Consider the following 14,866-nt stretch of genomic DNA (forward strand, 5'->3'; position numbering starts at 1 on the left):
CTAGGCCCCCTTTTTCTTGAGAATGACGCCTTGCGTCGTCTGGATGCTGTTGACTCCGTCTCCGACGGAGACGAATTCATGGTGCAGGCCCGTTTCCCGGATGATCTCCAGAAACCATTCTTGGAATTCCTGTTCCCCCATCTCCCACTTGTGGTCGTCGTGCCGAAACCCGCTCAATTCGTAGAACGGATTGAAGTCCGAATTCGGCGTCGTAATAATAAAATGCTCGAAATCCACCTGCTTGCAGATCCGTTGAATCAACGCCTTCGCCTCGTCCTGACTCATATGCTCGATAACCTCCGTCAGGATGACATCGACCTGCTCGCCGTTGTATTCCTCCAAAAAATGATCGATCGAACGAAACGTGATCAGGTTATCGATCTCTCGCGCTTGCGCCTTGCGGCTGACGGATTCCAGCAGTTGCTCGTCGATATCGATTGCGTAGTAGCTGCCTTCGATCTTCGCGGCAAAAGGAAGCGCATAGAAGCCTTCTCCACAGCCAACGTCCAGGATCGATTTATTAAAAGGCAGGGCGCCGGCGATATAGTTTCTCCGTTGAAGGGCAGTACCTCCGTAATCGAACCGGATGGCGTACCGGCTTGTTTTCTCAAGCTCGCCTTTGTATTTTTTGAACCGGTCCCTGGAGGACAAGAAATTCCGGACAAACAAGCTGCGGATATAGAACGGCGCGTCAATCGCTTGAATGCTCTTGATGTATTTGTCCAGAATGCTGTCGGAAATATCGATGTTTTCGTTGCCGAACATGGACAGGAACAAACACAGCACGCTCACGACATGCAGCAGATGATGGAGGCTTTTGCGCGTCGTAATCGTGAGCGAGTAGCTTTTGTGAGCGTGATGCTTGAGCTCAAACGTAAAATCGGTCAGATGCTTCTCAAAAAACTCGATATACCGCACCAGCTCGATATGAATCATGTTGATATGGAACGAATGCTCATAGCCTTCGACGTCCCGCTCGTCCTGCGCTTTCAGCGGTGCGGTGAAAAATTCGTTCAGCGCATTCAGCGGAAACAACGGCGTGTTATAGCGGGATACGTTCAAATATTCAAAATCCTCATGCTCATGCTGCTTATAGGAAATCTCATTGTCGGCATCCTTAAAATACACGTTGTAGGTAAAGTCGTCCGTGTACCAGCCGTAAGCTATCCCCTTGCGGATCGACCGAAGAATCATGCCGGACTCCGGATTTTTTTTGATAATAAACGAAAGCTTCGGGTTCGTGGATCTCACTTGAATGATCGCCATCTGCATCTTCCCCTTGGAATGAAATTGTGACCGGTCGAGTTAAACACAAAAAGACCACGGACTCAGAGGTCCATGGCCGGATTCGCTAAACGAGCCTGATGTCAACTTGCTTGAAGTCGGCATAAAGCTTCACTTATAAGACAGACCGGTAAGGCCGATGAGGGTACACTGTTGCATATGCTGTTGATGAAATGTATTGCACTGGCCGTTATTGGAACTGTAATAAAACTTTTGATTCTTAAACACCCTCATCCGACCTCCTTCGACAATAGTTAGTGAAATCATACGCGGCAGTCCATATTTTGTCAAGAAAATCTCTAGGTTTTAACATTTTTTCGACTTGATATTGACACGAGGTGCCGTCATCGTTATATAATGTCATTATGATATTATCAATTAGCAAATATCATAGGCGTTAATGCATGGCTTCTCCCCTGTTATCGAAGCAATGAAAGTAACGGTATTTCCTAAAGCCTGCGATGCCGTAACCGTCAAATTTAAATGAAAGCGAGAGCTGATGATGATAGAGAAATTTACGTTTTTTTACCGCACCGAATCCCCTTTTTCCCAATGGCATCCTTCCCGGTTTGTCGTAGATGGGGTCGAGTTCAACTGCGCGGAGCAGTACATGATGTATCAAAAAGCGATCCTTTTCGGAGATCAAGAGACAGCAGCTAAAATAATGCAGGCCACAACGCCTCCGGAGCAAAAAAAGCTGGGCCGCTTGGTCCGGAGCTTTGACAAGGATCAATGGGACAATTACGGAAAGAAATTCGTTTATGACGGCAACTATGCGAAATTTACGCAGAATCCGCACCTGCTGGAGCAACTGCTTAAGACGAAAGGAACAACCTTGGTCGAAGCGAGTCCTACGGACCGGATTTGGGGAGTAGGGCTATCCGAAGACGATCCGAGGATTCAAAACCGAAGAACCTGGCAGGGCAAAAATGCACTGGGACACATTTTGACGCAGCTGCGCGAAAATTTGTTGAAGGAAAATCAAGAAGCAACCTGAACCGAATGAACGGAGTGAACAAAGATGAACACATCTACCCATAACAGAGAAATCAGATCCAAGATCGCCAAAGAAACCTTGGACATTTTGGAGCAGGGCTTCTACACCAGCCCCTCCGGGACGCAAATAACAATCCGGGACGAAGTGGAGACGGCCGTTGCGAAGTCCGTCCTCTATGCGCCCGATCAGCTGCCGAATATGTTGAAGGAAGCAAGTGCCTTGAGCGGTCGCATAGCAGGGAACCTGTCTCGCATTGAGGTGACGAACGAATCGACCTTGGCTGCGGCGCAACGGCTCGTAGCGCAAGAAGGGATTACGGAAACCGTCTGTCTGAATTTCGCTTCCGCCAAAAATCCCGGAGGAGGCTTCCTCGGGGGAAGTCAGGCGCAGGAAGAAAGCCTGGCCCGCTCTTCCGCCTTGTATCCGTGCATTTCTCAGATGACTCAAATGTACGACCATAACCGGAGCCTCAAAACCTGCTTTTATTCCGACTATATGATCTACTCTCCAAAAGTGCCGGTATTCCGGGAGGATCGTGGCAGCCTCTTGCCAGCGCCTTACCTGGTTTCCATGATCACCGCTCCCGCGGTGAATGCCGGGGTTGTACGGGAGCGCGAACCGGAAAATACGGCAAAGATCGATACGGTCATGCTGGAGCGGATTCGTTTCATTTTAGCGGTTGCAGCTGCCCACGGACAGCGCGCCATTATTCTTGGTGCCTATGGTTGCGGCGTCTTCCGCAATGACCCGAAGGATGTCGCGCGCCTTTTCAAGCAAGCGCTCATCAACGAAGGTCGCGCCGCCTGGTTTGATAAAATCGTATTTGCCATCCTGGATAACTCGGCAGACAAGCGGACGTTGAACGAATTCAAAACGGCATTGGAGCCATAGCAACTTTTTTCATGCATGATCGTTTATATAGGAAAGATACCATTAAATGGGGTGAATGGATGAAAACATTGGACGGCCTCTAACTTCCCAGAAGGAGGTTAGAGGTTATTGAGCCGAAGTGTAAAAAAATCCCCCGTATGGAACGATCACTACACACCCGGTACACGTTGGGCTAAGCAGCAGGCCAGCAAAGCGGTGCGCCGTTATGCCGGTGACATGCAGAATGGAAAATGGTACCGAAAACTATTTTGCTCTTGGAACATTTGTGACTACCGCTTTTTCAAAACCCGGCAGCAGGCCATCCATGAATGGGAAACTTCTTCGTGGCCCCGGGACAAACAAATGTCGCGCAAAGAAGTCATTCTAGACTGGTTCAAGCTTTATAGAAGAAAATAAGCAAAAGCGTCGGCTCGGGAAGTGTCGGCGCTTTGCCCCATACGTTCTAAAACGCATACGCTTTTTGCGTGATCGTGCGCTCGCTTTGTTCAAGCTCGTCTGCCGCACGGTGCAAATATTCAATGCATCTTCTCAAATCCTGGTTATAGCCCACCTTGTAGTCGATCCACGTTACCGATATGCGCTGCTGCCAGTCTACAAGACTTGCCAGCGTATCAAGTCTGCGGTCCACATGGACGATCTGATTCTGAACCGCTTGTAAGCGGGAAGCTAAATTTCTGAGCTCCATCATGTTCACGCGAATATCCTCATGCTGTATGCCGGATGGTTTCCACGTATGCCAAGAATCCTTGACGAACCTCGAAACCCTGCTGACGATATCATGCACTTCAGCATATACCCGCTGCTTAAAGTCGTGAAACCTCTCTTTCAGGACGGCTCCAAGTCCGGCCTGTTCAAACAAATCGTCGAACTTGCGCGTCACCCACGCTTTGAACTGAACGATCTTCTCATCCACTACTTCGGCTGCAATCTGGGCAGCTGTTACAAAAGCAGTGGCTACAAACGTAATTTCTACAGCTTTGAGCATCGCTCCTACGGTAATCATGGTTTGGGGAACGTTGGTGACCGCTAAAGCACCTGCCGTCTTCAGTAGCTGAACTGTATCAATATCGCCGTTCCACACGCCAAAAATGAGCTCCACCGTTTCGTACAGCATCGGGTTAGGCAGCTTTTGAATCCCTTGCGTAAGATTGGACAGCATTCGATATTCAAAATTTTTGCTTTGGATCTTATCCCTTGTTAAAGTACCATTGTCGTTCACAAGATGCTTAAGGGCATGATGATCCATATTGAATAAATCAGGCAGCGTTCCTTTTTTGGCTGAAGTTTCGATCATGATCGGTTTTGTCGGATTGTAGAATAAGGAAGACACGGAATCGTATCGGTTCTGAAATTCCTGAATTTTACCCCTCATATGTTGGATTGAATGTTGATAGGTAATGGTAAATTCCTTGTTAAAGCCAGGAGCGTTAAACGTAGCACAGTTGACTATTTTTCCCTGAATTTCCGCAGGTGCCGTCAGGGTTGCATATAGTGCAAGGTTCCCCCCGAGAGAATGACCCGTTACCGTGATGTTGTTGTACAGCTTCGCTTGTGATTCCATGTACATTCTGGCTTTATGCTGCTGGACGCTTTCCTCTTCATACGAAGTCGACGCATTGTTTTTCCAATCGTTCCGAAACTCCTTTTTTGTGATATCTTCGCTTCCTCGAAAGGCAAACACCGCTTGCCCGGGCTCCGGCTCGAACGTGTACGCCACGAACCCTGTTGCCGCATTATCGTCATCGATATGGCTGATTTTCCAATGATAATATCTCGAAGAATCCTGAGATAAACTTTCAATTGCGTGTTTAAAGCCTTCAAACTGTTCTTTTGTTTTAAAATGGCCCTCAACATCATGAAATGATGATTCCAGAACGTATTTGTAGGTATTTACGAGTTCACCTACGGTAAGCGCCCCGGAAAGCAAACTTTTGTTTAAATCCGAATGATTTTTTATATTCAAGTACACCAGTTCTGAAAGTATCGCTTTATCCGCTTCGGTAATGGCCGTGGTCATTGTATCCCCCTTCCTTATGACTCCTTATACTCCCAGTCAAAATGACTCAAAATCTCTTGGACGGAATACACCTTTTTTGCATCGAAAATTTTGGCAAACGTATGCGTATAACTCATTTCTTTCCGAGTGTAATAATGAAGTGCTTCGCCCACCGTATAAAACTCCGTGCTAACATGCTCGAAAGCGGACGGTTTTAAATAAAATACCGAAATAAACCCATGCTTAAATTCTTCAAAGGCCAATATTCTATCTACCAATTGGTCTACTTTTTCCGCTTGGCGTTCCTTGTCGATATCGGGTTCGCTTTTAATAAACAGATCGACGGCTAGTCCATTAATCTTTTCGGCCTTAAAATACTCTTCGAAACTGATGTTTTTGTTATTCAAATCGCGCGCCGGAAAAGATAGGCCGCCCGAATCCAGATGCGTCTTGACCCAGATGTCCTTCTGCTCAAAAACTTCTTGAGATACTTTGATCATCTTTTCATCGAACTTGTCGGCCATAATCATGTTCATATAGTTGTCCCATACTTTGCTAAAATCTTTCGTGATTTCGGCTCTAAACCGATGCCGTGGGGAATTTGGGGGATACGCCTCCGCTTTGATCGTATCGGTTGAAAATATCCCTGACCCATATCCGCCTCCGACGTTTTCAACCACGAACTCTTCGCCATACTTTTCATTTAAATACTGCGACATTTTGTATTCCGCATCCTTGTACTTCTGACCGCAACCCATAAGCGTTACAAGCGAAAGTAGCATCACGATTCGAAGCACCAGCCTTCCATTAAAATTCATTTCCCGCTCCGTACCCTCCATGAAAACAAAATTGAAGCCGGATTGTCTCCCATTATCTCAATCGATACAACATTTGAACGACCTCGCTGTACTCACTTGAAATTTGTGTCAATCTTCTGGAGCAATAATCGACGCCAATTCCCTTCAATCCTTTTAATTCCAGCGCTACGCCTTCCAACTCCCGTCTAATTCGGTTGAGTTCTTCAATAATGGCGGTTGCTTCCCTATCTGCTGCCGCATTCATGTGCATCCCTCTTTGTATTCCTGAATTGTAGACGACGGAGAGCGACAGGAACTTCCTGTCACCCTCCATACGGATCAGATCCTACTTAAATTGGCTGGCGTTGCTGTTAATGGTCGTTTCGGTTGCATCGTAGTTCGAAACCGTATTATCCAAAAACGCCGCATAAGAGTCCACAACCGCCCGATAATCGCTAAACTTTTGGGCATTCGCGTTGAATTTGTCCTGGATCGTTCGGGAGGCATCGCTATCCCAAGAGCTCGTCAAGCCGTTCATTTCTTTCTTGATCTCTTCGAGCTTGGCGGTCAAGCTGCCGCTCAGTGTTCGGATCGTTGCCGCGGTTTGCGTTACCTCGGCGGTAGATATGCTGATTCCTTCGATAGACATAGTGATTGGCCTCCTTAAAGGGATAATTAGTTCGCTAATTTTTTGGCAGAGTTCGCAATTTCAGTTTGCGTTGTCCGATACGTTTGGGCGCTATGCTTTAAGAACTCGGAATATTGCTCCATCAGCTTTTTCATATTTTCAAAATCGTCTCGGAATCCTTCGATTTGCGTCGTATAAGCGATGTTATCCTGCCCCTTCCAAGCATTGCCCATGGCCTTAACTTCGTTAAACAGTTGATCGTACAAACGCTGATACTCGGCGGCATGCCCATCCATGTTTTTAGCTGCGGCTTCCAGCTTAGCGGGATCTACGACAATTTTTCTTGCCATGCAAATTCTCCTCTCGGTAATAAAGGTTTTATATTAACATCAGCCGGGAACCGTTATGAAGCCCCGATTCGTGAGCTGACATGCCAATATCCAAAACGGACCCGGTTATTCTCTCACACAAAACCGTATCGCGGGTTGGAGCAAAATAACCATTGGATAACTCGGCAATCGCACCGGTTAATAACGTCTCGACCTCCCAAAGCTTGGTCGTGAGGGGGATATATACGTCATAGGTCCGGGTTAAAGCCGGTACAAATACTTCAACCAGTATTTTATCCATCGGAATCATCCTCCTTGAGATGCAAGGGCGATGTCAACAGCTTCATGAGGACCGGCTTTCCGTTCGTCACGATATAGCCGAAGTCGTCTCCAATATCCTGGTACAGCTCGCTTGTGAGCTTCCCGATCTTGAGCTGGTATTGATCCGCTATGCCGTTCTCCAGCCAAATCCCCTCGTTGAGGACCACTTTTGCCTTAAACCAAGGTTCATAGGAAATGGACGAAATCACCGAGACGCGTTCACAGATAATGAAGTTCACTTGATACGTCGTCTCGCCTTTCTCCAGAAGAACCCGGAGCTTATCCTTGGAATCCTCGGAGATTCGCGAGTTCAAACTTGTCAGGGAGTGAACGATCCAAGTCTGTTTGGCAAAAACCGGAGCCGGTTCGCCGGCGGCCATCGCATCCTTGTACGTATTGTTACGATGGACGAGGGTGCTAAATAACTGTGCAACAACTTGGTCCCAATTCGTTGGATTTCCATAATGGGTATAGGTTTTGAACTCGTCATCCACCAGCTTGTTGTCCGGATCGATGACGGCAACTTCGGCTTCCGCTTTAGCCGACAGGACCTCGGCCAGCCCTTGGATAAAGCCCGCATTGTCGTTATTTTGAGACAGCACAAGCTGGATGTAATGCTGGCCAAAGTGAAAGCAAGCCGGCTGTAGACTGTCCTTCTCCACGCCCACCGGAATTTTCCCGGCCTTGCCGTACTTGATCTCGTCCATCAAGAAATTCACATCAATGAGCTCGGGCAGAATCGGAATTCTTTTTGCGACCGGCTCTGTCCATCCAGCGGCGTACTCTTCTCCATATTTGCGAATATGCTCGAAGCGGTTTTCCACATCGCGATGTGTGTGCGCGATTTGAAATTCATATACCCGATCGGATTTCATAATGCCTCTCCCCTTGAACTTGGAAGGGTAGACACCTTCCACATTGCCGAGCACGCTGGAATAGTCGGCGGCATCGTTAAGCTGCAGCGCATACAATTGTTTAAAATTTTGCAAAACCCGGTATCGGACCGCGCCCGTATTCAACGCGGACAAGATAAAGTAAATCCCATACTTCAAGCCTTCCCTCGTTAAATAGGCCGTCGCTTCTTCCTTTTCTTCGAACAGCTCCGCGAACGCCGAGTAGTTATGAACGACAACGACAATGGAAGGAACGGCAGTCTGTGCCGATCTCATGTAGGACTGGTAATCGCCGCCATAATCTGCGAACCGCTTTTTCCGATCCGCGGTCTCTTGATACAGCATCTTGAACAAATTATTGATTTTCTCCACTTCGTGCGAGAGCACGACATCGCCCACATGCGGCGCTTTGGCGAAGGCACGCAAGGTCTCGGAAGCGAAATCCAAAATATATACATGGAGCTCGGACGGCGTATGCTCCTCCATCAGCGAGTACAGCAACGTGGTCAAAAAGGTCGTTTTCCCGCTTCCTGCCGCACCGTAAATCACCGCATTTCCTTCCTTGGACAGTGGAAATGTCATCGTAAACTGCCGCTGGTTGGCAGGATCGTCCACTTGGCCGATCACGGGATTTAGTACACCGTGGCCTTGTTGCGAAGCCTGATGACTCTCTCTGAGCTCGTCAAGAAAAATGAATTCCGGAAGCGGGTCCAGCCAGAGGGGACGGACGCTGATGCGTTCTTCCGTGGCGATGGCCGCCAAGTAGCGGTTCACCTCGTCCAGTTGCTTGGTCGGGTTATGAAACTGTGCCTTGCGCTTATCGATTTTAACTTGTTTCACGATACGTCCCAGGTTGTCGATGACGGTCACGCTCTCATCCCTGGCTTTCTCAATCCGATCTGTCGGATAATAAGGCGACCCTCCCCAAGCGGATTGACCAAGCTCAAACAGCTCGTTGAAGCCAATCTGGACATAGAACCTCCCAGTGACGGATAGCTCGGCCGCATCCGGCCTTTTGATCACGTCCATACTATCGGCCTTCTCTTGCACCTTAAGACAAATGCGAAACTTGCTGTTGCTCCAAATCTGATCATCCACCACTCCGGATGGTTTCTGGGTTGCCAAGATCAAATGAATGCCCAAGCTTCTGCCGATACGTGCTGCGCTAACCAGCTGCTCCATGAATTCAGGCTGCTGTGTCTTCAATTCCGCGAACTCGTCCGAAACGATAAACAAGTGCTGCAGCGGCTCCATGACTTTCCCGTCCCGGCACAGCCTCTGATACTTGTAGATGTCCATGTTGCTCATGTTCAACCGCTTGCTCGTTTCGCTAAAGATCGCTTGTCTTCGCTTTAGCTCGCTTTGGATGGAAATCAACGACCGCTTAACCGCCGCGCCGTCTAAGTTCGTAATCGTTCCCGCCAGATGAGGCAAATTCGCAAAGGCACCGGCCATACCGCCGCCTTTGTAGTCGATCAGAATAAAAGCGACCTCATGCGGATGATAGTTCACGGCGAGCGAAAGAATGAACGTCATAATCAATTCGCTTTTCCCGGAGCCAGTCATCCCCGCAATCAAGCCATGCGGACCATGATATTTCTCATGCAAGTCCAGGTAAAACCGTTCACCGGTCGTATCCACCCCGATCGGGGTTTGGAGCGACAAGGTAGGATCATGATCCCGCCACCTCGTCAGCGCATTCAGATGCTCGACCTTGCCTACCTCGAACAAGTCCAGAAATGTCAGCATGGCAGGCAGTTCATAACCCGCTCCCGAAGTATCCAGTTGAATATTGGCCAATTGCACGGCAAGCCGGAGCTCGTCCTGAATAATATACGGATGAGGCTGAAACGCAATATGCTTCCCGGAGGTGTCGTCCTTGTCATATATTTTCGAATGACTTCCCTCAAAATCCACGACAAGCGAGCACTCTTTGGGCAAGTTTTTCAACTCGTCATACAGATGGATCACGCTAAGGCCTATATTATTTTTGTGCTTCCTGATACCATTCATCATCTCCGCCTTGCCGGCCAGGCTCTTATCGATTGCGAAGATGACGTAGTGCGGCACGACCTCCTTAAGCTCTTCCTCCGCAGCTATGTTCTCTCTTCGGGCGATTTCTTTTTCGAAAAAGACGGAAAGCTCCTTTACCTCACCCGGCTCCGTCGCAATAAAGCGAATGGACTTATCGTCGCTCCAAACGTGAGGCAGCCATTTTACGAACTCCCACGTTTTCCCTTCCTTCTTGTCATAGATAAAAACAAGCTTTAATTCATCATAACTATGGAGCGCCGCAAGCTGGACGATTAACCCTTTGACCGCATCGACAACTTCAACTCTCGTGCCGATCATCCCGCTAATCCAATCCTCCGTTAGCGAAAACGGTATAGGAACCTGCTCCAGCATTTTCGGCTCCTCCATGAGCCGATACAGCTCCTCTTGAAGCCCGTCGTCTTCGAGGGAAAATCTTCTCTCCGGAAATTTCAGCACAACCTGGAGCGGCACATTGCCCAATCCAAGGCGAACCTTCAAAAAATCGTTTTGTCTGCGGGTCCGCTCCCATAAGGTACGCTTGCGCAGCTTGATTCGCGAAACGCACTCCTCAAGGGTAATCAGATTTTCATGCAGGACCTGGCGCTGGCTTTCTCCAACATCCCTTATCCTCTCTCGAACCTCTTGAATATAACGCTTGTATTTTTCTCGCCGAATTCTCTCCTGCTTGAGTCTCTTCTTAGCTTCGTGGCGTCTCGTCAAAACGGGCCATAGAATCGTACCCAGCAGGACGCTGAAGGACATGACAAGGGTAGGCATCGCATTCATGATTTTGCCGTTGGATTGCAGTGCATTATGCAGAGAATAAAGCCCTGTGAACAAGGAGGCCATGCCCATCGTAATGGACGGACCGAGCATGAGCATAAGCGGAGTTTGTTCCAGATTCACCTGGGGCGGCGGAGCGTCGATCTTGATCTCGACACGGTCGATTTCCCTGATAAACCTTGGAGAACGGTAAAACAAATCGCCTTCCGGTACCTCTTCGTCGATTTCATCCTCCGTATTCGGGACCCCAGGATATGGTTTAACGCATGGTCTAAGAACATTAGGATTACAGCTCACCTGGCCGTCCGGATTATTCATGGCAATGAATCCGCTGCCGACAATGATCTTCAAGCCGATGATATAGATCGTATCTCCGAATTTAAGGATCTGCTCCGTCGTCCGCTTCCCGTTCACAAACGTTCCGTTCGAGCTGCCCGTATCCCGAATGGCGATCGACGTTTCGGAAATGAACAGCTCCGCATGAACGGAGGACGTATACCTGTTCGCGTACCTGATCTCGCAGCCGTCCGCTCGACCGATCTTTATTTTCCCTCTACCGGGCAAGCTGAACCTTTGGAATACTTTACGGTCGGCAGACACCGGTTCGGCGAACAAAATCGCAATTTCATCCGTTTTCTTCAGAAGGATGCTATAGATGGTCAGGGGCTCGACGGCAAGCTCCTTTATTTTGCGGCTCCCGGCATCCAGGATGACCGCATGCTGATTCGACTTGAGAATCCATTGGCCGTCCACGCCTTCGACCCCGATCACCCGTTCCTCATACCCCAGAAGGTCCGTTTGAGTGACCCAATACTGCCCGGACTTCTTGTCAGGCAGCACGCATGTATGGATTTCATTTTCCTTTAGCAAGGATAGCTGCATGGGTCACTCTCCTTCTTACGAACAGATGATCGGATGAAATATTACAAAATTTTCTATTTCAGAGCACAAAAAAACCGCCCTATCCATGGCCAAATACACATGAATAAGGCGGTGCTTCCGCTTTCGATCATTGGTTGTATAGTATCATTTTCTCCCAAAATCTGCAATAGGGATTTTTATTCGACAAACATATCAATACGCTGGATGTCACAGAAATTAATAGAAACTTTATACAAAAAAACGACGTAACGGCTGCGAAACGGGCTGGAATAAGAAGGAATTTACCAATGGATTGTCGAATTGATTTTATTCTGAAAAGCATATCCAATATAAAAATAGCATAGCCGAGGGGGCTCGTACGATGCGCTGGACTGTCAGTAGAAAGCTTGCTTTGGGATTCATTACCATGTTGCTTCTTACTACCATCACCGCCGTTCTTGCTTTAAACCGAATGATGTTTATCCAAAACCGCGTTGAGCAGGTTACCGAAAACTCGATGCCTAAGGTGAAAGAAATCAACCGGATTTATTTTGAGACAGAGCATGTGCTTAACCTGGTGTTCCGCCACAAAGACAGTACCGATGCTGCGGCGCGCAAAACCCTCGAGGATGAAATCGGCACAAGCTACGCCTTGGTCGAATCGACCGTGCAGCAGTACGAGTCCCAGATCACGGCCGACGAAGAACGAAGCAACTTTGCTTCCTTCAAGGGAAGTTGGGACGAATTCAAAAAGAACACGCAAAGAACGTTAGTCACCAGCCGCAGCAACCCCCAGCAAGCCATGATCCTGATCGATGCCGGCCACCGTATTTTCGACGAAATGCAAAAGCATTTGACCAGTCTGGTCGAATGGAACCACAAGCAGGCTGAAACCTCCGCACTGGAAGCAAAAAAAGCATATAAGGATAGCCTGATCTGGGTATATGTCATTCTCGGGATCAGCGTGGCTGTCGCGTTCGGAATCAGCACGTTGTTCCTCCTCCTGATTGCCCGCCCGCTGCGTCTGGTTACCGGCAGTATCGTACGGGTCGCAGACGGCGACCTGACCGTTCCGCCGCTGTCCGTGAAAAGCCGCGATGAAATCGGCCAGTTGGCCGACGCTCTGAACCGCATGGTCCGCGAGCTTCATACGGCGATCAGCCGCTCTTCGGAAGCTTCGCACCAGGTCACGCAGTTGGCCGATTCGCTGGCGGCCGATGCCAGCCAAACAACGATCGCCGCGCAGCAGATTGCCGACGCCTCCCGTCAGGTAGCCGGAGGAGCGCAGGCACAGCTGACGACCTCGAAAGAAACCGCCGTCGTCATGGAAGAAATGGCCGCAGGGATCGGCCGGATTTCGGAGGCAACCTCGGACATGGCGGAGCAGTTCCAAACGACAGCCGCCAATGCGGTGAAAGGCACGGAGTCGATGGACGAAGCGGAAGAGCAGATGAACGCCATTTCCACAACAACCACGCAGACCTCGGAACGCATGGAACGGTTGAGCAAACGATCCGACGAAATCGGAGGGATTGTGAAATTGATCTCCGAAATCGCTTATCAGACGAATTTGCTGGCCTTGAACGCTTCGATTGAAGCGGCAAGAGCCGGAGAAAGCGGCAAAGGCTTCGCGGTCGTCGCCGCCGAGGTGAAGAAGCTGGCCACCCAATCCGAAGCGGCCGCCAAGGACATTACCCAGCGCATCCGCTTGATTCAAGAGGAAACGAAAGAAACGGCCGGAGCGATCCGCGAGGTTACGGAGCAGGTCACGGCAGGCATTCATCTGGTGAGCGACTCCGGCCGCAGCTTCCGGGACATCGCCGCTTCGATCGAGCAGTTGAACGGACATATTCAGGAAGTGTCCGCCACGGCGGAAGAAATGGCGGCGACCACCGAGCAGATTACCGCCTCGGTCACGTCCACGGCGATGATCGCCCAGACCTCCAGCGACAGCACGGAAAGCGTCGCCGCCGCTTCCAACGAGCAGTTCGCATCGATGGAACGCATCTCCGGCAGCGCCGAGTCGCTGACACTGCTTGCGGGAGAGCTTCGCGAGAGTATCCGCCGCTTCCGGCTGTAGGGCTGTTCGCAAAAAAGCACCTGCTTTTGCAAGCAAGTGCTTAGGCCAACCTATAATACTTCCGACAACATAGGGATCGCATCCTGCGCTCCCAAACGGGTCACCGCAATGGACGAGGCGCGCTGGGCAATATCCACCGCTTCGTCCATGCTTTTGCCGGCGATGATCATCGCGGCCAGCGTACCGGAGAACGTGTCCCCGGCCGCCGTCGTGTCGATGGCTTCAACCTTGCGCGCTTCCTTGTAGACGTTCTCCGTTCCGTTATAATACACGATGCCCTTTTCTCCGAGCGTAATGAGCGGATAACGAATCCCTTTGGCCCGCAGCTTATTCAATGCCTCCAAAGCATCGTCGGTGCTCCGGATCTCGACACCCGTGTAGATGCGGCATTCGATTTCGTTCGGCGTAAAATAATCCACGCCCTGCAAAACTGCATCCTCGATCGGAACCGCAGGCGCCGGATTCAGGAAAATCGGCACTTGGCCTTTCACCAAACGAATAACCTCGTAAACCGTCTCCATCGGAATTTCCAGCTGCAGCATGACGGCCGCAGCCGAAAGCAGCTCCTGCTGGTACCCTCGAATATATCCGGGAGAGACTTCGCTGTTGGCTCCGCCGTCGAGAATGATGCTGTTGTTTCCGTTGCATACGGTGATGGCGGCCACGCCCGTCGTCACGTTCTGCTCGCCCTTGAGGAAGTCCGTGCGCACACCGAAGCCGCTAAGCCGATCAATTAGGGACTGGCCGAAAATATCGTCGCCCACCTTCCCCATAAACCACGTTTCGGCGCCCATCTTGGCGCAAGCGACCGCTTGATTGGCCCCTTTGCCGCCGGGAGCGAGGAAAAATCCGTCGCCCCGCATCGTCTCCCCGATTTCGGGAAGACGGCTCGTCCGCATGACCATATCCATATTTGCACTGCCAACAACCATAATTTTCATCGGATTCCGCCCTCTTCGTTACAAATTCACC

Annotated in this window: 13 protein-coding genes; 4 read left to right on the top strand and 9 right to left on the bottom strand. The window is 49.8% G+C overall.

Going from position 1 to position 14,866, the window contains the following annotated elements:
* Positions 1-1,266, bottom strand: a complete 1,266-nt coding sequence (locus tag KQX66_RS06590; RefSeq protein ID WP_216791206.1) for a class I SAM-dependent methyltransferase — start codon at positions 1,264-1,266, stop codon at positions 1-3.
* Between the two features lie 523 nt (positions 1,267-1,789).
* On the opposite strand from KQX66_RS06590, the gene ybiA reads away from it, so the two are divergent.
* The 3 genes from ybiA (at position 1,790) to KQX66_RS06605 (ending at position 3,568) form a co-directional block, all read left to right on the top strand.
* Positions 1,790-2,281 (top strand): riboflavin biosynthesis intermediates N-glycosidase, encoded by a 492-nt coding sequence (ybiA, locus tag KQX66_RS06595; protein WP_216791702.1) that lies wholly within the window; start codon positions 1,790-1,792, stop codon positions 2,279-2,281.
* A 24-nt stretch (positions 2,282-2,305) separates the two neighbouring features.
* Positions 2,306-3,172, top strand: a complete 867-nt coding sequence (locus tag KQX66_RS06600; protein ID WP_216791208.1) for a TIGR02452 family protein — start codon at positions 2,306-2,308, stop codon at positions 3,170-3,172.
* A gap of 108 nt (positions 3,173-3,280) precedes the next feature.
* A complete protein-coding gene (locus KQX66_RS06605) occupies positions 3,281-3,568 on the top strand; it encodes a hypothetical protein (protein WP_216791210.1) in 288 nt (95 codons plus the stop codon).
* A gap of 46 nt (positions 3,569-3,614) precedes the next feature.
* On the opposite strand, the gene KQX66_RS06610 is transcribed toward KQX66_RS06605, so the two are convergent.
* The 7 genes from KQX66_RS06610 to essC form a co-directional block, all read right to left on the bottom strand.
* On the bottom strand, positions 3,615-5,189 hold the full coding sequence (locus KQX66_RS06610; protein ID WP_216791212.1) for an Mbeg1-like protein: 1,575 nt from the start codon (positions 5,187-5,189) through the stop codon (positions 3,615-3,617).
* 14 nt (positions 5,190-5,203) lie between these two features.
* Positions 5,204-5,986: a hypothetical protein gene (locus KQX66_RS06615; RefSeq protein WP_216791214.1), complete on the bottom strand. Its 783-nt coding sequence runs from the start codon at positions 5,984-5,986 to the stop codon at positions 5,204-5,206.
* Between the two features lie 52 nt (positions 5,987-6,038).
* Positions 6,039-6,230, bottom strand: coding sequence for a hypothetical protein (locus KQX66_RS06620; protein WP_216791216.1), 192 nt, complete (start codon positions 6,228-6,230; stop codon positions 6,039-6,041).
* Between the two features lie 81 nt (positions 6,231-6,311).
* Complete coding sequence (locus tag KQX66_RS06625) at positions 6,312-6,614, bottom strand: pore-forming ESAT-6 family protein (RefSeq protein WP_216791218.1); 303 nt, start codon at positions 6,612-6,614, stop codon at positions 6,312-6,314.
* A gap of 26 nt (positions 6,615-6,640) precedes the next feature.
* Complete coding sequence (locus KQX66_RS06630) at positions 6,641-6,943, bottom strand: WXG100 family type VII secretion target (protein WP_010496611.1); 303 nt, start codon at positions 6,941-6,943, stop codon at positions 6,641-6,643.
* A gap of 28 nt (positions 6,944-6,971) precedes the next feature.
* Positions 6,972-7,223, bottom strand: a complete 252-nt coding sequence (locus tag KQX66_RS06635; RefSeq protein ID WP_216791220.1) for a ubiquitin family protein — start codon at positions 7,221-7,223, stop codon at positions 6,972-6,974.
* Complete coding sequence (essC, locus tag KQX66_RS06640) at positions 7,216-11,835, bottom strand: type VII secretion protein EssC (protein ID WP_216791223.1); 4,620 nt, start codon at positions 11,833-11,835, stop codon at positions 7,216-7,218. The genes KQX66_RS06635 and essC overlap by 8 nt, the downstream gene beginning before the upstream one ends.
* A gap of 361 nt (positions 11,836-12,196) precedes the next feature.
* Between essC and KQX66_RS06645 the strand changes: the two genes are divergently transcribed.
* The gene (locus KQX66_RS06645) at positions 12,197-13,894 is read left to right on the top strand and encodes a methyl-accepting chemotaxis protein (protein WP_216791227.1); all 1,698 of its coding nucleotides are present in this window, start codon (positions 12,197-12,199) and stop codon (positions 13,892-13,894) included.
* 50 nt (positions 13,895-13,944) lie between these two features.
* On the opposite strand, the gene rbsK is transcribed toward KQX66_RS06645, so the two are convergent.
* A complete protein-coding gene (gene rbsK / locus KQX66_RS06650) occupies positions 13,945-14,835 on the bottom strand; it encodes a ribokinase (RefSeq protein WP_216791230.1) in 891 nt (296 codons plus the stop codon).
* Positions 14,836-14,866: the final 31 nt, after the last annotated feature.

Source organism: Paenibacillus oleatilyticus (genome assembly GCF_018998565.1).
Taxonomy (GTDB): Bacteria; Bacillota; Bacilli; order Paenibacillales; family NBRC-103111; genus Paenibacillus_G; species Paenibacillus_G oleatilyticus.

Bases quoted from the DNA above. Each gene is read 5' to 3' on its own strand.
- KQX66_RS06590 (WP_216791206.1), bottom strand. From the start codon at position 1,266: ATGGCGATCATTCAAGTGAGATCCACGAACCCGAAGCTTTCGTTTATT.
- KQX66_RS06600 (WP_216791208.1), top strand. From the start codon at position 2,306: ATGAACACATCTACCCATAACAGAGAAATCAGATCCAAGATCGCCAAA.
- KQX66_RS06610 (WP_216791212.1), bottom strand. From the start codon at position 5,189: ATGACCACGGCCATTACCGAAGCGGATAAAGCGATACTTTCAGAACTG.
- KQX66_RS06615 (WP_216791214.1), bottom strand. From the start codon at position 5,986: ATGAATTTTAATGGAAGGCTGGTGCTTCGAATCGTGATGCTACTTTCG.
- KQX66_RS06620 (WP_216791216.1), bottom strand. From the start codon at position 6,230: ATGAATGCGGCAGCAGATAGGGAAGCAACCGCCATTATTGAAGAACTC.
- KQX66_RS06625 (WP_216791218.1), bottom strand. From the start codon at position 6,614: ATGTCTATCGAAGGAATCAGCATATCTACCGCCGAGGTAACGCAAACC.
- KQX66_RS06630 (WP_010496611.1), bottom strand. From the start codon at position 6,943: ATGGCAAGAAAAATTGTCGTAGATCCCGCTAAGCTGGAAGCCGCAGCT.
- KQX66_RS06635 (WP_216791220.1), bottom strand. From the start codon at position 7,223: ATGGATAAAATACTGGTTGAAGTATTTGTACCGGCTTTAACCCGGACC.
- essC (WP_216791223.1), bottom strand. From the start codon at position 11,835: ATGCAGCTATCCTTGCTAAAGGAAAATGAAATCCATACATGCGTGCTG.
- KQX66_RS06645 (WP_216791227.1), top strand. From the start codon at position 12,197: ATGCGCTGGACTGTCAGTAGAAAGCTTGCTTTGGGATTCATTACCATG.
- rbsK (WP_216791230.1), bottom strand. From the start codon at position 14,835: ATGAAAATTATGGTTGTTGGCAGTGCAAATATGGATATGGTCATGCGG.